25 protein-coding genes are annotated in these 20,743 nt (G+C 58.0%); 22 read left to right on the top strand and 3 right to left on the bottom strand.

Features of this window, described 5'->3' with window-relative positions; genetic code table 11:
* Window positions 1–393 precede the first annotated feature (393 nt).
* From MJ643_RS08225 to MJ643_RS08170, 12 genes are all read left to right on the top strand, one after another.
* Window positions 394–711, top strand: a complete 318-nt coding sequence (locus MJ643_RS08225; protein ID WP_028690570.1) for an RAQPRD family integrative conjugative element protein — start codon at window positions 394–396, stop codon at window positions 709–711.
* A complete protein-coding gene (locus tag MJ643_RS08220; protein WP_023628666.1) occupies window positions 708–947 on the top strand; it encodes a TIGR03758 family integrating conjugative element protein in 240 nt (79 codons plus the stop codon). Before MJ643_RS08225 ends, MJ643_RS08220 begins: the two co-directional genes overlap by 4 nt.
* 66 nt (window positions 948–1,013) lie before the next feature.
* Window positions 1,014–1,313, top strand: a complete 300-nt coding sequence (locus MJ643_RS08215) for a TIGR03745 family integrating conjugative element membrane protein (RefSeq protein ID WP_230852930.1) — start codon at window positions 1,014–1,016, stop codon at window positions 1,311–1,313.
* 13 nt (window positions 1,314–1,326) lie between these two features.
* Entirely contained in the window at window positions 1,327–1,710 is a 384-nt protein-coding gene (locus MJ643_RS08210) for a TIGR03750 family conjugal transfer protein (protein WP_023628668.1), read from the top strand.
* Between the two features lie 8 nt (window positions 1,711–1,718).
* Complete coding sequence (locus MJ643_RS08205) at window positions 1,719–2,369, top strand: PFL_4703 family integrating conjugative element protein (RefSeq protein WP_023628669.1); 651 nt, start codon at window positions 1,719–1,721, stop codon at window positions 2,367–2,369.
* Window positions 2,366–3,262, top strand: a complete 897-nt coding sequence (locus tag MJ643_RS08200) for a TIGR03749 family integrating conjugative element protein (RefSeq protein ID WP_247726718.1) — start codon at window positions 2,366–2,368, stop codon at window positions 3,260–3,262. The genes MJ643_RS08205 and MJ643_RS08200 overlap by 4 nt, the downstream gene beginning before the upstream one ends.
* Window positions 3,243–4,742, top strand: a complete 1,500-nt coding sequence (locus MJ643_RS08195) for a TIGR03752 family integrating conjugative element protein (protein ID WP_023628671.1) — start codon at window positions 3,243–3,245, stop codon at window positions 4,740–4,742. The genes MJ643_RS08200 and MJ643_RS08195 overlap by 20 nt, the downstream gene beginning before the upstream one ends.
* Window positions 4,720–5,169 carry a TIGR03751 family conjugal transfer lipoprotein gene (locus MJ643_RS08190; RefSeq protein ID WP_023628672.1) on the top strand — a complete coding sequence of 150 codons (450 nt, stop codon included), beginning with the start codon at window positions 4,720–4,722 and terminating at the stop codon, window positions 5,167–5,169. Before MJ643_RS08195 ends, MJ643_RS08190 begins: the two co-directional genes overlap by 23 nt.
* A gap of 176 nt (window positions 5,170–5,345) precedes the next feature.
* On the top strand, window positions 5,346–8,162 hold the full coding sequence (locus tag MJ643_RS08185; RefSeq protein ID WP_081011205.1) for a conjugative transfer ATPase: 2,817 nt from the start codon (window positions 5,346–5,348) through the stop codon (window positions 8,160–8,162).
* Window positions 8,159–8,464 (top strand): hypothetical protein, encoded by a 306-nt coding sequence (locus tag MJ643_RS08180; RefSeq protein ID WP_023628673.1) that lies wholly within the window; start codon window positions 8,159–8,161, stop codon window positions 8,462–8,464. The genes MJ643_RS08185 and MJ643_RS08180 overlap by 4 nt, the downstream gene beginning before the upstream one ends.
* Window positions 8,457–9,101 carry a thioredoxin domain-containing protein gene (locus MJ643_RS08175; RefSeq protein WP_052062247.1) on the top strand — a complete coding sequence of 215 codons (645 nt, stop codon included), beginning with the start codon at window positions 8,457–8,459 and terminating at the stop codon, window positions 9,099–9,101. The genes MJ643_RS08180 and MJ643_RS08175 overlap by 8 nt, the downstream gene beginning before the upstream one ends.
* Before the next feature lie 8 nt (window positions 9,102–9,109).
* The gene (locus tag MJ643_RS08170; RefSeq protein ID WP_023628675.1) at window positions 9,110–9,433 is read left to right on the top strand and encodes a hypothetical protein; all 324 of its coding nucleotides are present in this window, start codon (window positions 9,110–9,112) and stop codon (window positions 9,431–9,433) included.
* Window positions 9,434–9,749: 316 nt separating this feature from the next.
* Here the strand turns inward: MJ643_RS08170 and MJ643_RS08165 are convergent, their stop codons facing one another.
* Both MJ643_RS08165 and MJ643_RS08160 read right to left on the bottom strand, forming a co-directional pair.
* Window positions 9,750–9,974: a hypothetical protein gene (locus MJ643_RS08165; protein WP_038705586.1), complete on the bottom strand. Its 225-nt coding sequence runs from the start codon at window positions 9,972–9,974 to the stop codon at window positions 9,750–9,752.
* 67 nt (window positions 9,975–10,041) lie between these two features.
* The gene (locus MJ643_RS08160; RefSeq protein WP_023628677.1) at window positions 10,042–10,323 is read right to left on the bottom strand and encodes a hypothetical protein; all 282 of its coding nucleotides are present in this window, start codon (window positions 10,321–10,323) and stop codon (window positions 10,042–10,044) included.
* 192 nt (window positions 10,324–10,515) lie between these two features.
* Between MJ643_RS08160 and MJ643_RS08155 the strand changes: the two genes are divergently transcribed.
* Genes MJ643_RS08155 through MJ643_RS08135 form a run of 5 tightly spaced genes read left to right on the top strand, consistent with a single transcriptional unit; the run spans window position 10,516 to window position 15,137 of the window.
* On the top strand, window positions 10,516–10,935 hold the full coding sequence (locus MJ643_RS08155; protein WP_023628678.1) for a TIGR03757 family integrating conjugative element protein: 420 nt from the start codon (window positions 10,516–10,518) through the stop codon (window positions 10,933–10,935).
* Window positions 10,935–11,870, top strand: a complete 936-nt coding sequence (locus tag MJ643_RS08150; protein WP_038707443.1) for a TIGR03756 family integrating conjugative element protein — start codon at window positions 10,935–10,937, stop codon at window positions 11,868–11,870. The genes MJ643_RS08155 and MJ643_RS08150 overlap by 1 nt, the downstream gene beginning before the upstream one ends.
* Window positions 11,871–11,929: 59 nt before the next feature.
* Window positions 11,930–13,252 (top strand): integrating conjugative element protein, encoded by a 1,323-nt coding sequence (locus MJ643_RS08145; protein ID WP_247726739.1) that lies wholly within the window; start codon window positions 11,930–11,932, stop codon window positions 13,250–13,252.
* Between the two features lie 2 nt (window positions 13,253–13,254).
* Entirely contained in the window at window positions 13,255–13,611 is a 357-nt protein-coding gene (locus MJ643_RS08140; RefSeq protein ID WP_023628681.1) for a hypothetical protein, read from the top strand.
* Window positions 13,608–15,137 (top strand): conjugal transfer protein TraG N-terminal domain-containing protein, encoded by a 1,530-nt coding sequence (locus MJ643_RS08135; protein WP_023628682.1) that lies wholly within the window; start codon window positions 13,608–13,610, stop codon window positions 15,135–15,137. The genes MJ643_RS08140 and MJ643_RS08135 overlap by 4 nt, the downstream gene beginning before the upstream one ends.
* Window positions 15,138–15,176: 39 nt before the next feature.
* On the opposite strand, the gene MJ643_RS08130 is transcribed toward MJ643_RS08135, so the two are convergent.
* Window positions 15,177–15,527 (bottom strand): hypothetical protein, encoded by a 351-nt coding sequence (locus MJ643_RS08130; RefSeq protein WP_023628683.1) that lies wholly within the window; start codon window positions 15,525–15,527, stop codon window positions 15,177–15,179.
* 113 nt (window positions 15,528–15,640) lie between these two features.
* Here MJ643_RS08130 and MJ643_RS08125 point away from each other — a divergent pair, with 113 nt between their 5' ends.
* The 5 genes from MJ643_RS08125 to MJ643_RS08105 all read left to right on the top strand — a co-directional run bounded on the left by MJ643_RS08125 (window position 15,641) and on the right by MJ643_RS08105 (window position 20,581).
* Window positions 15,641–15,922 carry a type II toxin-antitoxin system ParD family antitoxin gene (locus MJ643_RS08125; protein ID WP_070086529.1) on the top strand — a complete coding sequence of 94 codons (282 nt, stop codon included), beginning with the start codon at window positions 15,641–15,643 and terminating at the stop codon, window positions 15,920–15,922.
* Window positions 15,849–16,280, top strand: a complete 432-nt coding sequence (locus MJ643_RS08120) for a type II toxin-antitoxin system RelE/ParE family toxin (RefSeq protein WP_306277862.1) — start codon at window positions 15,849–15,851, stop codon at window positions 16,278–16,280. Before MJ643_RS08125 ends, MJ643_RS08120 begins: the two co-directional genes overlap by 74 nt.
* Before the next feature lie 113 nt (window positions 16,281–16,393).
* Window positions 16,394–17,341 carry a hypothetical protein gene (locus MJ643_RS08115; protein WP_023628686.1) on the top strand — a complete coding sequence of 316 codons (948 nt, stop codon included), beginning with the start codon at window positions 16,394–16,396 and terminating at the stop codon, window positions 17,339–17,341.
* A 94-nt stretch (window positions 17,342–17,435) separates the two neighbouring features.
* Entirely contained in the window at window positions 17,436–19,331 is a 1,896-nt protein-coding gene (gene mobH, locus MJ643_RS08110) for a MobH family relaxase (RefSeq protein WP_028690576.1), read from the top strand.
* Window positions 19,328–20,581 carry a site-specific integrase gene (locus MJ643_RS08105; protein WP_023628688.1) on the top strand — a complete coding sequence of 418 codons (1,254 nt, stop codon included), beginning with the start codon at window positions 19,328–19,330 and terminating at the stop codon, window positions 20,579–20,581. The genes mobH and MJ643_RS08105 overlap by 4 nt, the downstream gene beginning before the upstream one ends.
* The last annotated feature ends 162 nt before the right edge of the window (window positions 20,582–20,743 follow it).

Genomic DNA, 20,743 nt, shown 5'->3' with positions numbered 1-20,743 from the left:
TGAAGCATCTCGGCGGCCAAAACCGCTTTGTCGTAGCAACCTTCATCTCGGAAACGGGCACCCAGAAAGTCCGATACCCAAGCTTCAAACACCGGCGAGTTGGTGGTTTTCCGCGGCATAAGACTCCCCCACAGATCAGTTTTTCCCGTATGCCTACTCCTTGGCTTAACTTCGGCTCATTGTAATCGGTCTGGGCCGTTCAATCGCCCTACCAAAGTGGATCAATCCACTTCACCAAAGCGTGACCGGCTTAGAGAAAAAATTCTACGGACCTCAGATAAGTATTTCTTGAGGCGCCCCTCCACCTGGTCTCGGCATTCTGACGCCCACAGTCAGTTGCCCCAGAGCCCAGCCGTGAACAAGCCATCCCTCCTCCTTGTATCTCCTCGCCGAATCCTGCTTGGCGCGCTGATCAGCGTCAGCGGCGGCTTTTCACTAATACCGAGCGCTCAGGCGGCCGGTGCATCAGAACAGGCCAACATCGAGGTGATGATCCGGCAGCTGAACGCGCTGGAGGACTCGGCGCGGCGCAGCGCCACGATCGCCAGCGAACCTGGCCAGCGCTACTACTTCGACTATGAACGTCTGGCTGGCGACATCCAGCGCGTTCGCCAGGGCCTGCAAGAATACCTGACCCCAAGTCGCGCACAGCCGCGAGATCCGGCAGAGCTGGCTGGGAAATACACCCTCACCGGCGGGCGGATGCCATGAGCATGAGCGGCACTCAAGTCGCAGCTTTCAACGCTGCAAGCGGGGTCACCCCCCAGGCCAGCACCGTGCTGTTCGTAGGCACCGTCATCGCACTGTCGACCCTGTGGGGTGCCTGGGCGCTGTACAGCATCTACCGGGGCTGGGCGACTCAGAACATCGACAGAAACATTGCAGCCGCGTCGACCGTCAAGGTCATCGTCCTGCTGCTGATCCTCGCCACACTCGTTCTCAGCTAGCCAAGGAGCTAACCGATGTCTATCCGCACCATCACCAAGTCACTCACCGGCGCCGCCGCATTGATTATGGGCCTGCACCCAATCATTGCCGCTGCCGCATTACCAGGAGCACAAGCCCCAACACGCGGCGAGGGAACCAGCTGGCTGCAAACCATCCAGAACTACGGTTACGACGGTTTCATGCTGATCGGTCTCTTCCTGCTCGGAGCCATGATGGTGGGGGTCGCCTCCCATGCCTACGGCGTTTACCACGATATCCATGAGGGCAAGAAAAAGTGGCGAGACCTGGGGCTCACCGCTGTGGTCGGGATCTGCCTGATCGGCGTCGGCATCTTCATGGTCACCAAAGCTACTGGCGTCCTCTAACTGGTGATGCGATATGGCTGAGACCACTTACCTGAAGGATGGAACGCTCGATTTCCTTCCCCACAACCTTAATAGGCAGCCCATCGTCATGGGAGGTCTCACTGCGGATGAAATGTGGGGAACGGTCGGTGCTTGTGGAGGGGCCGGCGTGATTCTGGGCATCCCCGTGTCGTTCTTGTTCGGCAACCCAGCTCTCTTCATCGCTTGCGCTCTTGTAGGTGGAGCTCTGGGCTTGACCGTGGCAAGCCGGATCCTCCGGAAGATGAAACGCGGCCGCCCGGATACATGGTTTTACCGCCAGCTCCAGTTCTACAAGGCTCAACACCTCCCCTTCCTCGGTGGCCCCCAGTTGGTCATCCGGAAGGGAGCGTGGACATGCCGTCGTACAGGAAAGTAGGAATCTTCATGAGTTTTCGAAAACGAGTGGATGCTCAGCAAGCACACATTCTCAGCTTGCGAATCGCGGTAATTGTGCTGGGCGCAGTCAGCCTGTTCGCGTTTTACGGCTGGCACAAAGCCCCCGAAGACCTGACCGTGCATGTGCCGCCGGACCTCCGCTCCGGCAGTACTCGCAAATGGTGGGAGGTGCCACCAGAAAACGTGTATGCCTTCGGGTTCTATATCTTCCAGCAGATGCAGCGCTGGGAGAAGAACGGGGACGACGACTACCAAGACAACATCGAGCGTCTGGCGTCCTACGTGACCCCTGGCTGCAAGGAGTACCTGCAGAAAGACTACGAGATGCGCCGTAACGCCGGTGAGCTGCGCCGCCGTGAACGGAATGTCTCAGAAATCCCGGGCCACGGGTTGACCGACCCTGGCGTGCTACGCGTGGAAGAAATCGGAATCAACGATTGGACAGTCAATCTGGATCTACTCGCTGACGAGTCGGTGAACGGCGAGCGGGTCAAGCGTGCAATGACGCGTTATCCACTGTCCATCGTCCGGGCCGACGTCAATCCCGAGAAAAACCCCTTCGGGTTGATGTGGAACTGCTATGCGTCCAACCCGCAGCGCATCGAGGTTGATCTGCAAGCAGCCGGGGTGAAACCATGAATCTGCGCGCGTGCCTCCTTGTTCTGGGCCTCTCTGCAGTTGCCAATGTGAAAGCGGTAGAGCTGCTGCTGTGGGACCGTATCCCCATGGCAATCCCGCTAATTGTCGGTCAAGAGCGCATTGTGTTCGTCGACCAGAACGTGCGGGTAGGCATGCCTCCGCAGCTTGTTGGCCAACTGCGGGTCCAGAGCACTGGCGGCGCCGTCTACCTGCTGGCCAGCCAAGAAATTCCACCGACCAGGCTGCAACTGCAGAATGTGGCCACTGGCGAGATCATGCTGGTGGATATTGCCGCGACACCAGCGGCAGAGGGCCAAGCCAAGCTCGAACCCGCGAAGATCGTCGCCGGCGCGGCCCCTTCTACCTACTACGGCGATACCACCTCGACGCGAGCTCCGACGAAGCGATCCGCGACGTCGGAGGAGGAGGAGGAGGATGTTCCGCCGGCACCGCGACATGAGACACCTGCGCCGGTGGCCCTGACCCGCTATGCGGCGCAAATGCTGTACGCCCCACTCCGGACCGTTGAGCCTGTCGCCGGCATCAGCCAGGTGCGTGTTGATCGAGCCCTGGACCTCAGCACCTTGTTGCCGGTATTACCGGTGGAAGCATCGGTGCTGGGGGCTTGGCGCCTCGACAACAGCTATGTAACTGCCGTCAAGCTCCGCAACCTGAGCGCTCAGCAACTGACGATGAACCCAACAGAGCTGATGGGCAACTTCTCCACGGCGACATTCCAGCACCCGTACCTCGGAGCTCGTGGAAATGCCAGCGATACCACCACGCTTTACCTGGTCACACAAGGAAAGGGGCTGAAAGAGGCCCTGCTGCCGTCTTCGGTCAGCCAAATTGATCCGAAAGCAGGAGGGCGCCGTGGGCAGTCTGAAAAGTAATCCACTCCTCAAGTACCTGCTCATCCCCGTGCTGATCGGCGCGCTCATCATCGTGTTCAAGGGGGGGAGTAAAAAAGAGGAGCCGAAGGCTCCTGAAGATAAACCGATCATCATCGGAGGCGACACCGCACGCAAGCTAGGGGTGGACGGTGATACTCCGGCCGACACCCTCCGCACGGTGGTCGCTGAAAGTCGGGAGGTGAAAGACCAGATCGCGAAGGTGCTGACCGACAACAAGGAACTGAAGGACCAGAATGCAGAGCTCCAGCTCCGGCTTTCGCGCATAGATCAGAATGTCGACAACAAGCTGAATGATGCGAAGGGCGAGCTGCAGGAGCAGGTGAAGAACCAAAGCGTGGGCCTGTTGGACCAGTTCCAGCGTCAGTTGGATAACCTATCGCAGAACCCAAATGCCGCTGGGCAGGACCTCCCCATTGGGCTCGGAGTGATGCCAGGTGACGGCGCGGGTTTCGACAAAGGGACGAAGTCCAATGGACTCGTATGGGTTGAACCCACCGATGCCACTGCCTTGGACGCTAGCGGTAAACCCCTTCAGCCCGGCTCCGCCCAGACGGCCAGTAGCTTCAATTTTCCCACCAGCTTTGGGAGCACCCTGGACAAAGGCCAAACAGTTCTCAGCGCGACGGCCCAGAACGTCGGCGCTGATTTGTCTCCCCAGGATGCCCGCAAGCAAGTACGCAAAGCCTATACCTTGCCCCAGAACTCGACCTTGATGGGGTCGGTGGCCATGTCGGCGCTCATTGGCCGCGTACCGATCGATGGAACAGTCAATGATCCCTTCCCTTTCAAGGTCCTGATCGGTCCGGACAACCTCACCGCAAACGGCATCGAGATACCTGACGTCGTCGGTGCTGTTGCCAGCGGTACCGCATCAGGCGACTGGACATTGTCCTGCGTGCGCGGGCAAGTCCGGAGCCTGACGTTCGTCTTCGCAGATGGCACGGTCCGATCGTTCCCTGCCCCGGCAGAAGAGGCCAACGGCAGCCAGAACAACAACCAGAACAGCAGCAACGGTAACGGGCAGCCAGCGATCCAGGGCGGACTCGGCTGGATCAGCGACTCCTACGGCATTCCTTGCATCTCCGGCGAGCGCCGATCCAACGCCAAGGAGTACTTGACCAACCAGTCCCTGGTGACGGCCGCGGGCGCCGGCATCGCCAAACTGTTGAAGGCTGATGAGCAAAATAGCTCCACTACCTTCAGCAGCGGAGGAACTTCATTCGGGACCACGGGCTCCTCGGGGAACTCCGCCATGGGCGCGATTCTGACCGGTGGGGTCAGCGACATCCGCTCCTGGATGAACAAGCTCTACGGCGAAGCTTTCGCCGCCGTGTACGTACAGCCCGGGGCGAAGGTCGCCGTCCACTTGGACCAGCAGCTCGCCATCGACTACGAGATCAAAGGCCGCAAGGTCGATTACAACGCCGGAGCCAACCATGTATCCGCAAACCTTGACTAAGCCCCGCCTGCAGGCCGGCGCCTGGCTCGTGCTCGCCCTCATTCTAGGCGGATGCACGACTGACAAAGACGAGCTGCTCCCCCACGGGGAAGCCAACATGATGGACGTGTGGCAACACGGCACGTCTGGCGGGAGCTCTGGCAGTTCCAACAGCAGAATGTTGCTGGATGCGCGCCAAGAGCTGCGCCGACCGCTCGATGAGGCTCAGGTGGCCCGCCAACAGGCAAGTGCTGACGCCTTCAACCGCACGCCCCAGAACGAAATTTACAGCCAGTTCAAGCGCCTCCCGAACCCTGATCTGGTGATGTACGTGTTCCCACACCTGGCTGGTACGGATCCAGTCCCAGTCCCGGGGTACACCACGGTGTTCCCGATGTATCAACGCGTGCAGTACGCCATGCCAGGCGAGCGGACGGAGGAGTACTGATGCAGTTCATAAGCAAATTGCTGGGCAAAGGCCCTGCAACGCCTATCGAGCCCGTGCTCGGCCAGCCGACAACCGATACCGACCTTGTCGACGACTATCCCGCAACAGCCAGTACTGTCATCAACGAAGAAGACCGCCAGGCTGCGAATGACCGGTACATAGCTCGCCTGGAGTCCATGGGCATCCCTTCACCCATCGACTGGCAAAACCCTAAACGTCGGCCGGCGACAAAAACTGACGTGGCGAGGATATACGAGGTCAACCCGTCGTTCGTGGACATGCTGCCATGGGCAGAATACCTGCCCGAGGAAGAGGCCATGCTCCTCGAGGATGGCATTTCCAGGGCGGCGTTTTTCGAGTTGATCCCGATCGGGACCGAGGGACGCTCCGACGACTGGCTTCAACAAGCTCGCGATGCGTTGCAAGGTGTCCTGCAGGACAGTTTCGACGAACTCGAGAGCTCTCACTGGGTAGTGCAGCTTTATGCCCAGGACGAAACGGACTGGACCGACTACCTGCAAAAACTCCAGGCCTACGTCCAGCCCCGGGCTGAGAACACGGATTTCACCAAGCTCTACCTCGCGCTGTTCCGCCACCACCTCGAGTCTATCTCCAAGCCAGGTGGATTGTTCGTCGACACGGCAGTCAGCAACCTCCCGTGGCGTGGTCAGACACGGAAAGTCCGCCTGGTGGTGTATCGCCGAGTAAAGAAACAGGACGTCGTGGTGCGCGGCCAGGAGCCTGCCGCCTACCTCAAAGCGATCTGCGACCGTCTTAAAGGATCCCTGGCCAACGCCGGCGTGACAACCAAACGCATGGATGGCCATGCGATCAAGCGTTGGCTCGTAGGCTGGTTCAATCCACACCCAGATCACCTGGGGTCGACTGAGCGCGATATCCGACGTTTCTACGAAGAGGTGTGCCAGCCAGCCCGCGAGTTGCAAGAGGGTGAGCTGCCGGTGGCGAGCGGCACCGACTTCTCGGAGAACTTGTTCTACAGAGAACCGCGCTCGGATATCGACAGCGGTCTCTGGTCGTTCGACGGCATGCCGCACCGGGTTGTGATGCTGGATCGCCTGAAAAATGCCCCCCTCACTGGGCATCTGACCGGTGAGACCAAGCAGGCCGACTCATTGAACTCGCTGTTCGACCGGCTGCCGGAGGATACCGTGTTGTGCATCACCATGGTGCCGACCCCGCAGGATCTGCTGGAAGGGCATCTCGAACAGCTATCCAGGAAGGCTATCGGGGATACCCAGGCGTCCAGTCACACCCGGGATGACGTTGAAACGGCGCGGTCCCTTCTCGGACGAAAGCACAAGCTCTACCGGGGAAGTGTCGCGTTTTTCCTCCGTGGTCAGAATAAAGCCGTGCTCGAGGAGCGCACGACTAGCTTGTGCAACGTGCTCCTCGGCGCCGGCATGCAACCAGTCCAGTCACAGGACGAGGTAGCTCCTCTAAACAGCTACCTGCGCTGGTTGCCATGCAACTTCGACCCGAATGAAAACCGCGCCTTGGATTGGTACACCCAGCTTATGTTCACCCAGCACATCGCCAATCTGGCTCCAGTCTGGGGGCGCTCCACTGGCACAGGTAACCCGGGCTTCACCCTTTCCAATCGAGGGGGGGCAGCGCTGACCTTCGATCCGCTGAACAAGCTCGACCGACAAATGAACGCGCACTTGTTCTTGTTCGGCCCCACCGGCGCGGGTAAATCTGCCACAGCCAACTACCTGATCATGCAGGCCATTGCGCTCTACCGCCCTCGACTCTTCATCATCGAGGCCGGCAACAGCTTCGGCCTGCTGGGCGATTTCGCCAAGCGGCTTGGCCTGACCGTCAACCGGGTACGGCTCGCTCCGGGTAGCGGCGTGAGCCTCGCCCCGTTCGTCGACGCCGTGCAGCTCGTAAAAAACAAGGACCAGGTCAAGGTCTTGGATGCCTCGGACGTGGATGCATCGGACCAGCACCTGACCGACGCACTGGCGGGGATGGAGGACGAACAGAGGGACATCCTGGGCGAGCTGGAGATCACAGCCCGCCTGATGATCACTGGCGGCGAATCGAAGGAGGATGCGCGACTCACTCGGGCCGACCGCAGTGCCATCCGGCAGTGCATCATCAACGCCGCCGAGCTGTGCGTAAGTAAAAACCGTCCGGTGTTGACTGAAGACATCAGCGCAGCGCTGCAGGCGATGGCCAGCGACGACAAGCTCCCTGAAAGCCGGCGCAACCGGTTCATGGAGATGGCCGAGGCCATGGGGATGTTCACCATGGGCACCGAGGCTGAGATGTTCAACCGTCCTGGTACCGCCTGGCCGGAAGCTGACATCACAATCGTCGACTTGGCCACCTACGCTCGTGAGGGCTATCAAGCCCAGATGGCCATCGCCTACATCTCCCTGCTGAACACCATCAACAACATCGCAGAGCGGGACCAGTTCAAAGGCCGACCACTCATTGCCTTCACCGACGAAGGCCACATCCCATTGAAGGTGCCACTGCTCTCCCCGTATTCGGTGAAGATCACCAAGATGTGGCGAAAACTAGGTGCCTGGTACTGGATGGCAACCCAGAACGTTGACGACATCCCTCCAGAAGCATCCGCCCTGCTGAACATGATCGAGTGGTGGATCTGCTTGAACATGCCGCCTGACGAGGTGGAGAAAATCGCGCGTTTTCGTGAGCTCACGCCGGCGCAGAAGACGATGATGCTCTCGGCACGAAAGGAAAACGGCAAGTTCACCGAGGGCATCGTCCTGGCCAAGCGGATCGAGATGCTGTTCCGTGTGGTGCCACCCAGCCTGTGCCTTGCTCTGGCCATGACCGAGCCAGAAGAAAAGCGGCAGCGTTACGAAACCATGCAGGCGCTCGGCTGCGATGAGCTACACGCAGCACTGCAGGTGGCCGCGGACCTGGACCACAAACGCGGTATCACTCCCTATCCCATCACCTTACCCGAATCAAAGAAGGCCGTGGAGCGCGTGGCATGAGAGTCATGAATACCCTGACCCAGAACATCATTGATAGCCTGACCCAGCTGCTCAAAGAGCCCGGGCACGACACACTCCAGTCATTGTCGGTTTGCGCACCAGTGCTCATTGACGAGCTGCAACAGATCAAAAATAACGCCCTCGATCGTCGCGACATCATTCCGCTGGTTCAGTCCGTGTTGGATGAGTGGCTGAAGGAGCACCCTCAGCCTGACGGAGCCATTCACGATCTACAGGCCGCCCTGCAGAAGCTCGGCCAGCCTGAGGTCCCCCCTCATGCTCGGGGGGATGAGCATGCGTAAGAACAGGCTCAAACTCATCGTGGTCGGCATCATCGCGATCACTGGCCTCGGCGCTGGCTGGCTGCTGGCAAAGAACAACAGCGCACGCCCCGCCGATGAGACCTGGTATTTCGGTCCGTCCAGTGCCCGCTGGGTGATCACGGAGTACGCCGATCTGGAATGCCCATACTGCAGGGCATACACGCCACAACTGAAGCGATGGGTGAGCGAGCAAGAGAACGTGAAGCTCGCTTGGCATCACTTCCCTCTCGATAGTCATGGCCCTGCAGCAGTATCAGAGGCAAGGCTCGTTCAATGCGCGGGTTCATTGGGCGGGGCTTCGGCGTTCTGGGAAGCGATCGACCAGGTCCTGCTGCGCACACGTGGCAATGGCCAGGGGCTCGCTGATGAGTTGGAGGTACCTGGCATCTCTGCAGAAGGTCTTTCCACTTGCGCGAGGACAAGACTGGATATCCGAGCAGCCATTGAACAGCAATTGGCTGTGGCCAAGGGCCGGGGCATTGCCGCTACCCCTACGATCGAGGTCACCGACAGTTTGACGGGGCACAGCATGCGCCTGGAAGGTCCCGTGGATAGCGCCACACTGCTGTCGGTCGTGGATGACCTCGCAGCCCAGGCCACTGCGAGCAAGGAGTAGCCAGGGTAATGATCAAGATCACGGTCTCCCGCATCGACAATAATGACGAAGAAAGCAATCTACCAAGCAGGTTCTTCCCAAGCGCAGGCTCTGGCCATGGATGGTTTCAGCTTGAGTCGACCGGGGAAGAATTCCCCTCACACGATGAGCTGAGCTGGGCTCTCCAGGAGTGGAACGACGACTGCGTGCTCATGGACTATGACGCGACCACAGGCAAAGGTCGGTTCGTAATAGTCGACTGGTATGCCCCAGCGCCCGGGACCGTGATCGAGCTGCAGCTCGATATGAACCTGGAAGAACTTGATCCAGGTGACGAGGAATGGTTCGACTAGTTCACATTCTTGTAACGACCTGAGATCCGAGGGGAACGGACTTCCCTTCGCCCAGTCTCTGTCGGTGTGATTGTGGAGGTGAACGGGATGATGGAACTACAAGGTTTCGCCAGTAGACACAGCTTTTTGAGTGTTCAACTTGAAAAGCTCTATCAGCAGCTATCCGACTCACACGATGCCGTCGGCTTGTCGGCCTCCGTGACGCAACTCAACAACGATATTTGTGAACTGCAGCGGGATGTCATGGAGGCAGTAATACTTCGAAACCGATCATCCGCCGCAGTGACTTGGGCATCAGCGACCGGATACCCACAACTCACTCACGCTCTCGACGATCATGAGGATCTGGAGGAAGTGTGATGGTCAGCGTGAAACTACCGGTGAGACCCTGACGCAGTTCCTGAGGCATCCAATAGGCAAACTGCACCAGCCACGCGCCATCCTGCAGGCGATGGGTCTCCTGCCGAAACTTCTCAACCGATGCCTCATCAATCCCAAGAATGGCCGCCACTTCTTGGTTGGTGGGTATGGCGTCCTTCACCAGCCTGCCTCCTTGCGTCAAACCGGTATAGAAAATACTCCAGTGCCACCTGAGCGCCATCAACCGCTTATCGGTTGGCGAGTTTATCGCTCTCAATCCAAGAATGAGCGCGTTTAAGGGCCCAGGTCATCGCAGCCGTCATAGTCTGCCCTTTGCAGTCCATATGGCCCTCTTCGAGCAAAAGCTTTCCATCCAGAGCATAGATACCGAGAAATAGCTGAGTCAGGTGCTCGCGAGAGACCCGCACCTGAATGTTAATGAGGGAGCCGTCGGCCATCCGCTCATCGAAGTTCCTGAAGTGCAGATCGGGATCCGCCCACTCCCAGAATACTTGTCCTCTTTTGCGCATGTCCGTTCCAGTGTAAGTGCTGATCCGGGCAGTATGGAGTCACCTCAACGAGTCTGCCAGACCGAAAACGCCTCGCTTACGCCCGTGTGGGGATTCACCGAGAAATCCAAGTACCGTCAGATATCTATTTCCTACTGCGCCTGGCGGGCCGATCCGTTTTCCTGTACCCGTCCCCACTTCAGGTGCAGCCTCATGTTCAATATCCCCCCGCCTTCATCGCGAGTGATCCCGTTGTTCGTCGCCGCGCTGGCCACCGGTACCGCGCATGCCGAGACCTGGGCCATCACAGACGCGGCGCACCCACTCACCTCCGTACCGGCAGATGTGCGTGTCATCAAGCTCGATGATCAACAGCGCATCGAGGAGCAGTTGTCCAGGAAGCTACCACCCAACCCGCACCAAGCCGCGCTCGCCGCTAGGCAACTAATGGGCACGCCGGCCGGAGCTGCCCTTATGCAACAGCTAGCTGCCGCTCAGCAGGGCAATGCCGATGCCTGGAGTGTTGGGGTCTCGAAGGTGCCGGCAGTCGTTGTCGATCGCCGGTTTGTGATCTACGGCCAACCCGACGTGGCTGCTGCCATTCAGGCAATCAACCAGGCAAGGGGACGATGATGAGACGAATCTCGCGACTCACCTTGGCTGGGCTTCTAACCTCGGCGCTACCTTTCTCAGCCTACGCGGCCATCAGCTCAGCGGCGATTCTCGCCTCCACCACCTCGCCTACCTGCTTGGAATACAAAGTAGTCGGCATCTGCTACTGGCTGCTCTGCACACCCGTTGGCTGCACGGTCAAAACCTCAACCAAAGTCCGGCACTACATTCCGGACGCAGTGGTATCCGCCTATGCCAACACAGGGGGGAATCCGTGGACAGAGGTAAGCCCCATGGGGGCGCCGAATGCGACGGCGCAAGCCGGTAATGATGGGACTACCAACCACAACGCCGAGAACAACATCACCAAGTTCAAGGAGGCTGACGTCATCGGCCACCCTGGAGCTGCGGTATTCAGCCGATTTGTAAGCTCTTTTGGCTATTCCTGCCACGGCGCGACGACCCCCTACGTGCCCTACATGCTCAGCACCCTGGACACCCTCGCATGGCGGTACGGGGTTCCCGAATCCGTCTATCCAGAGGCCCTGATCCCCGGCATGCGGGAGGTCGGTGGACTTCTCTCGGCCGACATGTGGGGGAGCGTCTACCCACGGAGCGGGTTCATCCACCAGGTCGACGACTTCAAGGCCGGTGCAGTCATCGCCCAGCGTGCCGGTGACATCACGACGCGGGTAGGACAACCCCACGTATACCTGCCTATGCGCTCCCTGCCGGAGCCTGGCTACTGGCCTGCCGGGGAACTGAAAGAAGGTGATGCCAGCACAGGCAAGTGGCAGGAGCTGACGCCAACCATCAGCCCTACCTGCGCCGTGTTCCCCTCCCCTGGCCCGAATGCCGATGCAGTCGACGAAGCCTATGCCTGGGCCCTGTGGCGGCCCTATTCATGCTGCCAGCGCAAAGGCCAGACCTTCCTGGGAAGCACTGACTTCCAATGAGATAAGACCTGGAGAGCTATATGAACAAATTTACCATCGCCATCATTCTCGCTACTGGCATGGGCAGTACCTGGTGTATGGCTGAGGCCGCCGACCCAATCAAGGTGGAGTCCCAGGGCAGCGTGATCGGGGACGACGTGCTCTACAGTATCGGCGGCGGCAGCGCTGTCCAGATGGGCAGCGCTGGCCAGATGGAAAGCATCACCGTCGGCGCCGGCTGGCAGAACAACCTGGTCTGCGGAAACATGGACCTCAGCAACACCCTGCAGAACCAGCTGAACGGCGCAACACAGGGCTTCCAACAGATCATGGGCAGCGTCATCCAGAACGCGACCGGCGCTGTCACGTCGTTGCCGGCACTGATCCTGCAGCGGGCAAATCCCGCCCTCTACAACCTGCTGACCAACGGGATCCTGCAGGCGCGCCTCGACTACGACCGATCGAAGGGAACCTGCAGGGCGATGGCCGAACGGATGGCCGACATTGCCGGCGGCCAGATGGGGTGGGGCAAGGTTGCCGAAGGTCAGAAGATGGGGCAAGCCCTGGCATCGAGCAACGATGCCGTGGCCGTGGTCGACCAGGTCGAGACTGCCCCAGGAGCCAACGGTGTCGCCTGGGTTGGTGGTAAACAGGCGGGCGGCAGTGGCCAGCAACCCATAAAAGTCGTGGGTGATGTGGCGAAGGCGGGATACAACCTGCTCAATAATCGTGCGCCCGAGGCAACCTCGAGCATCCCAGCAGCCAACTGCTCCAACGGGTTGGTGTGCGGCAGTTGGGAGTCTCCGGCCGAAGCCGCCCAGTTCGCAAACCGGGTCCTGGGTGAACAGCAGCTACAGACCTGTGAAGGATGCACGACTACATCGACTCCGGGTGTGGGCTTGACCCCGCTGATCCAGGAAACATACGACAAGAAGCTCGCGGCCCTGCAGGAGCTCTTGAAGCCCGGGACCCAGATCACCTCCGAGAAGCTGCGTGAAGCAAGCAGTGACTCCCTCCCCATTACCCGCGGCGTAGTTACTGCCCTTCGTGACGAGCGGGATCAGGCGGTGTTGGCCTCCCGCCTGGCATCCGAGGTCGCCTTGGCTGATGTCCTGGAGAAAGGTCTGCTGCTGCAGCGCATGCTGATTACAGGCAGCAAGGAACCCAACGTGAATGCGAACAAGCTCGCCGTTGAGGCCACACTCGGCCAGGTCGACACGCTTCAGCAACTCATCACCAACCTCAAGACCGAGCTCGACATGCGGCAGCAGCTCGCCAACAACTCTCCGATGAAGATCATCGAGCGCAGCAAGTCGCGCGCCGAAAGTTCCCGCTCGATCTACGAAGCGGCGCCTGAACAGGATCGCCTGATTCAGCTGCAGAAGCCTGCCGGCAAGGAGTGACCATGGCGGAAGATGTCGAGAAAAAAGCCCACCCCCTCAAAGTCCTCCTGGGAGGCGTGTTATTGAGCGTGGTGATGCTGTTGCTGAGCGTGTTGCTCGGCGTCATCGCGGTCAATCATCTGGGCGTGTTCGACACCTGGTTGAAGTGGCGTGAGGGCAATTACCTGCCACTGTTGCTATGGCGACTCGCCCTCTATGGCAGCATCGTCTTCGCGTGGGTGAAGCTCAAGGCGCGTCTGCCTGGGAGCGACGAAGATCAGTCGTCCAAGGGGGTTCAGCGGATCGAGTTCCTGGTACTCCTGTTGTTCGTGATCATCGAGATCTCGAAGGCGCCAATCACCTGGTCGGAGGTCCTATGACGCTCTATACGAACGACTACCTCGAGTATTACCTCACCCTGGTAGGGTGGATCATCAACAACGGGATCTGGGACATGATTTCGGACACGGGCCTTTTCGCCCTGCCCTTTATCATCATCGTGGCCCGTGAGTGGATCAAAGTCCGAGGAGAAGGCGCTGACGAGGGCAACAAGGGGGTGCTGTCCCTGGCTCGCATTGAAACCCAGCTGTACGTTGGGTATGTGGTTGTTTCACTGTGTGCTGTGCCAGCCATCTCCGTGGGATTTGACACTCTGCAGTTCGACCAGGCGCGAGGGAAGCAGTGCCAGGTACTGACGCCGGCGCCCTCGGAGACAGGCTGGAACACCACCTTCAGCTCGTTGGCCGGCAAGAGCGCGAAGGTGCCGGTGTGGTGGGCGCTCGTACACGCGCTGTCCAAGGGGTTGAATAGCGGCGCTGTTGCAGCAATCCCCTGCGGTACAGATCTCAGGCAAATGCGCATGGAGGTCGACGCGATGAGGATCGGCAATCCTCTGCTCGCGCAGGAGGTGGCAGACTTCACCCATGATTGCTTCGGCCCTTCCCGCGCGCGCCTGTTCATGCGTCAGCCCGACATTGGGTCGATCGCCAAAGACCAGAAGGCCCTACAGGACCTGAACTGGATCGGGTCCCACTACCTGCTGAACACGGCTGGTTACTACGACACGGATTACTCCAGAACACCCCGTACATCCTGGCCGTATGACACGAAACGAGATGATGGCATGCCCCAGGTTACCGGTGGTGGTGGGTATCCCACTTGCAAACAGTGGTGGTCTGACGGGAACATCGGCCTGCGGGACCGACTGAAAGCCCAAGTCGATCCTAGTTTGCTGAACCAGTTCCTCGGGTGGGCAAAGTGGCTGTCCCAGGAGGAAGTCACCGACTCGATGATTCGCCAGCTCGTGTCGCCTTCTAGCCAGGTCAACGGCGACGTCTACACCGATTATGGTGGACAGGTCGATGGAACCGTCTGGAACGGCCTTGCACGTGCAGGCGGAACATTGGGGGTCGCCGTCGGGTCGCTGGCCTTCTTCCCGGCGATGGACATGGTGCGCCAAGCCTTACCGATGGTAGTGGCCTTCCTCAAGATGGCCATGGTCATCAGCATTCCACTGGTGCTGATAATCGGTGCGTATCAACTGAAAGTTGCCATGACCATGTCAGTAACAATGTTCGCGTTAATATTTGTAGACTTTTGGTTCCAACTGGCAAGATGGGTCGACAGCACAATCATCGACGTTTTGTATGGTTCGGGCTCACCACACCTATCCTTTGATCCAGTGATGGGCTTGAACACCACCACTCAAGACGCGATTCTGAACTTCGTCATGGGTTCGATGTTCATCATCCTCCCGACCTTCTGGATAGTTGCTCTCGGCTGGGCTGGAGTGCAAACAGGGACGATCCTTAACGGTCTAACCAAAGGAACCGACGCTGTAGGAAAAGCTGGCAGCGAAGGGGGACAAATGGCTCAGAAGGCAGTGAAGTCAATCGGTGGGCAGTAGCGTTGATAAAAGCTTGGTCCTTTACTGAGACCAAGCTTTTCAAGGAAGATCCCGATCAAGACCGTCAGTACGCTCGCCCCACATATTGAGAGGGCAGCCCATAACTCCGTCCCGACCATAGGGGGCTTCTTTATCCTCGGAGAACATATCAACCTTATCCAGGTCAGCTTTGGAAAGTGCGTACAGGCCGAGAGCAAGTGAAATGACCGTCAGCAGCACCGACATAAGCCAGCTTATCGAGTTGGCTAAAATGAGCGCAATTACCATGGCGAGGACTACCCGCTTAACCCAACGGACTGTCGGATTCAAGTCATGCATGCAGAAGCGCGCCACACCTCCCAGGGCCCGGCCTAAGCGGAAGGCAATCGAGTGTTTGGCGGCTGCAGTCATGATTCAATCTCCTTGCCCTATGAGAGCATCTTGCCATCAGATATACGACAGCTTTGGCATTTTCGCAAGGGGTATGGCATAAAACGCCATCACCACTCATCAGGTTCACATCCATGGCCACCCACAATGTCGTCGTTCCACAGCCAATGGAGCAGTCCATTGATGACCTAGTCAGCACGGGTCGTTACCAGAACTTCAGCGAGGTCGTGCGTGCAGGCATCCGGATGCTGCTTGAGCATGAAGCAGCTGAGGCAGCCAGACTCGAAGCGCTGCGCAACGCAACATCAGTGGGCATCATGCAGGTCGAAGCAGGCCAATACGATGAAATCGATCCGGCCAATCTGGCAGCCTACCTCAATAATCTTGGAAGACTGGCGGGCGAAAAGCATGAGTAGGGCCATGGTTCGCATGTCCCCCCAGGCATGCATCGACATCGCCGATACGCTTCGCTTCACTGAGGTGAGGCTCGGTCAGTCCGTCAGGAGTCGGTATCAAGACCTGCTACAGCAGACGTTCCTCGCCCTAGCTGAACAGCCGACGCCGGTAGACAGCAAAATGCGTGATGAGCTTTCCCCGGGCCTTCGTAGCCTGCATCTGTCATTCAACGTGCTGCAGATGACTGACGGCCGCGTGATTAGACCTCGACATATCGTGTTCTACCGAGCTGGGACAGATCAAATCGTTGAGATACTACGAGTCCTCCACGATGCTATGGAGGTCGCACAGAATTTGAAACACCTGCATCAGCAGTAAAGGGTAAATGGCTCAACAGAAAATGGGCTTGAATGGATAATGGAATGGATCACAAGGGTAAAAGCCTTACCTGAAAGGGCCCAAAAACTGAAAGGGCGTCAAGGAGTTAGTCGATGAGTTTCTTAGGGAAAATGGTCCGCCTTGCGACGGTACACCCCCCGTTCATAAACAGCATGAGCAAGGACTTTAGAGACGAAGCAAATGCAGCTTTCGCCGCAAAGCTTAAACGTAGCAAGTTATACATGATCGGGGCTAGGCCACGGACAGAGTTTGGCGATGTACGAATCGTCGACACAGTAAATGACATTGCCCGGATAGAAATTAAGTTAGCAGGAGAGACAGTTGACTGGGGCTATATTAATCTGCAAGCAAATGTACCCCTTGGGGGAGCGGTACATGCGGCCTGGGACGACCAAATAATTCAGATCGGACACAACCGTCCAGGTCCTGGTGAGAAGATGCACTCACACACCTGGTATACCCCCGATTCAGTATACTGGGAAAAATCTAGGGGGAACCCAAACTTACAAGGATTCAACAATCACGCCATTGTTTGCAACTACGACCTACTTTATGTTGGGATAGCAAACAAGCAGGATAGTTTCGAGCGACTGCTAAATAAAGCTCATCAAGGTCGTGTTGAGATCCTTACAGAAGAACAGATTCGCTACCCAACCCCATCGAATCGAGTTTCAGACGAAATCGTATTATTCTTCTTCGACATTGATCCACTTATTATTCAGACATGGGCGCCTGAGGATGAAATGGATGACATGGTTTTGGATATTAATAGCTCGCGCACTATAGCAGATGCCGAAAAAGCATTTGTTAGCCTACTGAAACCCGAGTACAACAATGTTCAATTCAAAGAGTATCCAAGAGGAAAGGATGGCCTTTACGGTTCGGGCTTCAACGTCTATCAATACGTAATATTTGAAAATTTCACTTTTAACACACCATCTGGAACGTTTAATGGCTCAAGAAACGAATTTGGGCTGGGTAGCTCCGGGCACACCATCGTCGTAGAGGGGGACAACGTGACCCTCTACCCTCCCGAATGATGGCCATCTGCCAAGAAATCCGTTCCCCTCGGAATTCGCTTTACCGTTGATGCCATCTTGGCATTAAGAGAAAAGCCCGCTCCATGCACACCCCATGGAGCACCCTATGCAACTCCTCTCCTGGTTGAGCCGCAAACCGGCTAAACCAACACCAGAAGCCTCACCACAGGGCTTCCATCTGCCGGCGAAGGCTACTGCTCTCCTGCAGAGCCCACTCCGTCAGCAGCTCCTGGAGAACATCTGGCGCCGGGCTTCGCTCTCACGAGCTCAGTTCAATACCCTCTACCTTAAACCGCTCGAGCGCTACGCTGAGCTGGTGCAGCTGCTCCCTGCCTCTGAAAACCATCACCATGCCCACCTTGGCGGACTCCTGGACCACGGCCTGGAGATCGTGGCCTATGCCCTAAAGATCCGGCAGACGCACCTTCTGCCAATAGGCGCTCCACCGGAGTCCCAATCCGCTCAAGCAGAAGCCTGGACTGCAGCGGCCGCCTACGGCGCGTTGCTACACGACTTGGGGAAGATCGCTGTTGACCTCCGCGTCGAGCTCGAAGATGGCCGCGCATGGCACCCATGGCACGGCCCGATCAACCGCCCCTACCGGTTCAAGTATGTGAAAGGTAGGGAGTACCAACTGCACGGGGCTGCTTCAGCTCTTGTGTACATGCAAGTCCTGGACACCGGAATCCTGGACTGGCTCAGCGGTTTCCCTGAATTATGGAAGCAACTGATCTACCTTCTCGCCGGCCAGTACGAGCACGCCGGCATCCTCGGCGAAATGGTGATCCAGGCGGATAAAGCTTCCGTTGCCCAGCAACTGGGAGGCAATCCTGAACGCGCGCTGGCGGCCCCAAAGCAATCGCTGCAGCGACAACTGGCCGACGGTCTGCGATTCCTGGTGCGAGAAAAACTCAAGCTCAATCAGCCAGATGGACCGGCAGATGGTTGGCTGACGCAAGATGCGCTTTGGCTGGTGAGTAAGCCAGCAGCAGACCAGCTCCGGGCATACTTGCTGACCCAGGGTATTGAGGGAGTGCCAACCTCCAATGCTCCGTTCTTCAACATGCTGCAGGACCAGGCAATCATCCAGACCAATGCCCAGGATAAGGCGATCTGGAAAGCCACCATCGATAACGGCCGCGGTTGGAAGAACAGCTTCACCTTCTTAAAGGTCTCGCCGGTACTCGTCTGGCCGAATCCGGACGAACGCCCCCCTCTATACGGTGGCAGCCTCACCCTGGACCAGGAACCGGAGACAGTCGCGCAGGCGGGCACCAGTGCGGAAACCGTCTGTGCGGTACCGGATGAGCCAGTCGCCCCCTCGGGCGATGCAACTCAACCGCCGGCACGACCTCGAGCCCTAGTCCAGCCAACTCCAACCGAAGGGATCCGATCATCTGAGCGCGAAGAATTACTGTCACTGTATAGTAATATCACTGCGCCATCAGAAGAGCTAAGTGCTAGCCCAGGCTCAGCAGCCGCCTCCCCTCCTCAGCAAGGACTCGAAGAGGTAGAGCCGGCTGACGATTCTCTAGCAGCCACAGCAAGGAATGCTGCAATAAAAGATGTCACCACCATGCCTACGAGTAGTTCGCTGGGAGGAGCTTTCATCGCCTGGCTCAAAGCCGGGGTCGCCTCCCACAAATTGATCATCAACGATACCAAGGCCCTGATTCACACCGTCGACGACACAGCAATGCTCGTTACCCCTGGGATCTTCAAGCGATATGTGCTTGAGCACCCGGAGCTTGAGAGGATCGTCGGTAAACCGGGGACAGCGGCCTGGCAGCATGTACAACGCGCATTTGAGAAAGAGAAGAGCCACCAGAAAACCAGCAAGCAGCTGAACATCTGGACCTACGATGTAGTAGGCCCACGGAAGACCACGCAGCTGAGGGGCTACTTGCTTCTTGATCCGAAGCTGATCTTTGCTGAGCAGCCCCTGAACAACCCAAGCTTGCGACGAGTGACGGAAGGGGCCGCTGAATGACGCCCCAGAAATTGCTCCGGGAATACCTCGTCGATCACGACCTCCGGCCTGCCAGCGCGAAAATCTACGGCGCGGCAATGAAGAAGCTGGAAAAGAACTTCGGTAACGCTGTTGATGTGGAGACCATCGATCGACGGGACGTCCTTGCCTTAAGGAACAAGCTGATTGAAGGAGGTCTGTCGAAGCGCAGCTGGAACACTTACTCCAATCACCTCCGAACAATATGGGGGTACGGCATCGAGTACGGGATTCTTCCCAACACCGATGTGAACCCATTCAAGAAGACGACGGTAATTGCACCGAAGCGACAGAGCAAAATCATTGCCGGCGAAGCGATCGTCCGTGCAAGGCGGTGGCTCAGAAGTCTTGCTGACCAGGAGGAGTCGACTGGGGACCGGGCCAGAATCACACCAGCGTGGTTCTGGCTGGCAACTTTCGAGATGTTCTACTACACCGGCATACGGCTGAATGCACTGCTATGCATCCGGCTCAAGGATGTGGACTGGGATCGACGGCTGGTTCTCGTCCGCGGCGAAACCGAAAAAACACACCGCGAGTTTCGCATTCCCATCATGGATGGGCTAGCGCCGCACATTCAGCGCCTCGTCGATGAAGCTCGTCGAGCGGGCTTTGCCGCCGATGACCAGCTGTTCAACGTCAATCGTTTCTCCCGCCATTACAAGCGGCATGAAATGAACTCGGACCAGGTCGAGGCGATGTACAAGAAGCTGATCATCAGGCTCGGGGTGCGGATGACTCCGCACCGGTTCAGGCACACGCTTGCAACCGATCTGATGAAGCAGCCGGAAAGAAACATCCACCTGACCAAGAACCTGCTGAACCATTCGAACATCGCAACCACTATGAGCTACATCGAAGCCGACTATGACCACATGCGAGACGTACTGCACGAGCGCAGCATGCAGCAGGGGGCATTGAGGCTTGTACGTCGGGTGGATGAATGTAGTGCACCAAATTCGCGTCCTGGTGAAAGCGGTACCCGCACAGAGCCTGGTCGACGAATAACGATCGAAGAAGATGATCAAGGAGGTGGCTGCTCGGCACCAGAACGTCTGCTGATTGAGTTCAGGCAGAGCTGTGCCAGTGCTTTGCTACCGCCCGAAGATCTCTTTCAACCAAGCCTTCTGTTCAGCCTGATGGCATCGACAACAGGGTCTACACCTTTTGCTCGATCTCATTCTGCTGTCGCAGGCACTGTGTACAACGCCCGTGCCTCCCCGAAGTTCTGAACCGACGAATGGCAATGAGCCACTACATGGTTAGCTGAAGCAGGGCAGCTAGCACATAACTGTTCCAGGTCACTGGTGCTAGGAAACTGGCGCCATGCCTTTGGCTGCGCGTGTTTTGGAGACGTCGCGAAGCGAGGTTTCGCGGAGGTGAGCAGCCCGCAA

Source organism: Pseudomonas sp. PNPG3 (assembly GCF_023093815.1).
GTDB lineage: Bacteria > Pseudomonadota > Gammaproteobacteria > Pseudomonadales > Pseudomonadaceae > Aquipseudomonas > Aquipseudomonas asiatica.
This window is presented reverse-complemented; position numbering and strand designations above follow the sequence as displayed.

Excerpts from the sequence above, each read along its gene's own strand:
- MJ643_RS08120 (WP_306277862.1), top strand. The coding sequence starts at position 15,849 with ATGAAATCGATCCGGCCAATCTGGCAGCCTACCTCAATAATCTTGGAA.
- MJ643_RS08135 (WP_023628682.1), top strand. The coding sequence starts at position 13,608 with ATGACGCTCTATACGAACGACTACCTCGAGTATTACCTCACCCTGGTA.
- MJ643_RS08200 (WP_247726718.1), top strand. The coding sequence starts at position 2,366 with ATGAATCTGCGCGCGTGCCTCCTTGTTCTGGGCCTCTCTGCAGTTGCC.
- MJ643_RS08175 (WP_052062247.1), top strand. The coding sequence starts at position 8,457 with ATGCGTAAGAACAGGCTCAAACTCATCGTGGTCGGCATCATCGCGATC.
- MJ643_RS08205 (WP_023628669.1), top strand. The coding sequence starts at position 1,719 with ATGAGTTTTCGAAAACGAGTGGATGCTCAGCAAGCACACATTCTCAGC.
- MJ643_RS08145 (WP_247726739.1), top strand. The coding sequence starts at position 11,930 with ATGGGCAGTACCTGGTGTATGGCTGAGGCCGCCGACCCAATCAAGGTG.
- MJ643_RS08220 (WP_023628666.1), top strand. The coding sequence starts at position 708 with ATGAGCATGAGCGGCACTCAAGTCGCAGCTTTCAACGCTGCAAGCGGG.
- MJ643_RS08160 (WP_023628677.1), bottom strand. The coding sequence starts at position 10,323 with ATGCGCAAAAGAGGACAAGTATTCTGGGAGTGGGCGGATCCCGATCTG.
- MJ643_RS08140 (WP_023628681.1), top strand. The coding sequence starts at position 13,255 with ATGGCGGAAGATGTCGAGAAAAAAGCCCACCCCCTCAAAGTCCTCCTG.
- mobH (WP_028690576.1), top strand. The coding sequence starts at position 17,436 with ATGGAGCACCCTATGCAACTCCTCTCCTGGTTGAGCCGCAAACCGGCT.
- MJ643_RS08150 (WP_038707443.1), top strand. The coding sequence starts at position 10,935 with ATGAGACGAATCTCGCGACTCACCTTGGCTGGGCTTCTAACCTCGGCG.
- MJ643_RS08125 (WP_070086529.1), top strand. The coding sequence starts at position 15,641 with ATGGCCACCCACAATGTCGTCGTTCCACAGCCAATGGAGCAGTCCATT.
- MJ643_RS08130 (WP_023628683.1), bottom strand. The coding sequence starts at position 15,527 with ATGACTGCAGCCGCCAAACACTCGATTGCCTTCCGCTTAGGCCGGGCC.
- MJ643_RS08215 (WP_230852930.1), top strand. The coding sequence starts at position 1,014 with ATGGGCCTGCACCCAATCATTGCCGCTGCCGCATTACCAGGAGCACAA.
- MJ643_RS08115 (WP_023628686.1), top strand. The coding sequence starts at position 16,394 with ATGAGTTTCTTAGGGAAAATGGTCCGCCTTGCGACGGTACACCCCCCG.
- MJ643_RS08170 (WP_023628675.1), top strand. The coding sequence starts at position 9,110 with ATGATCAAGATCACGGTCTCCCGCATCGACAATAATGACGAAGAAAGC.
- MJ643_RS08155 (WP_023628678.1), top strand. The coding sequence starts at position 10,516 with ATGTTCAATATCCCCCCGCCTTCATCGCGAGTGATCCCGTTGTTCGTC.
- MJ643_RS08185 (WP_081011205.1), top strand. The coding sequence starts at position 5,346 with ATGGGCATCCCTTCACCCATCGACTGGCAAAACCCTAAACGTCGGCCG.
- MJ643_RS08180 (WP_023628673.1), top strand. The coding sequence starts at position 8,159 with ATGAGAGTCATGAATACCCTGACCCAGAACATCATTGATAGCCTGACC.
- MJ643_RS08190 (WP_023628672.1), top strand. The coding sequence starts at position 4,720 with ATGTATCCGCAAACCTTGACTAAGCCCCGCCTGCAGGCCGGCGCCTGG.
- MJ643_RS08105 (WP_023628688.1), top strand. The coding sequence starts at position 19,328 with ATGACGCCCCAGAAATTGCTCCGGGAATACCTCGTCGATCACGACCTC.
- MJ643_RS08210 (WP_023628668.1), top strand. The coding sequence starts at position 1,327 with ATGGCTGAGACCACTTACCTGAAGGATGGAACGCTCGATTTCCTTCCC.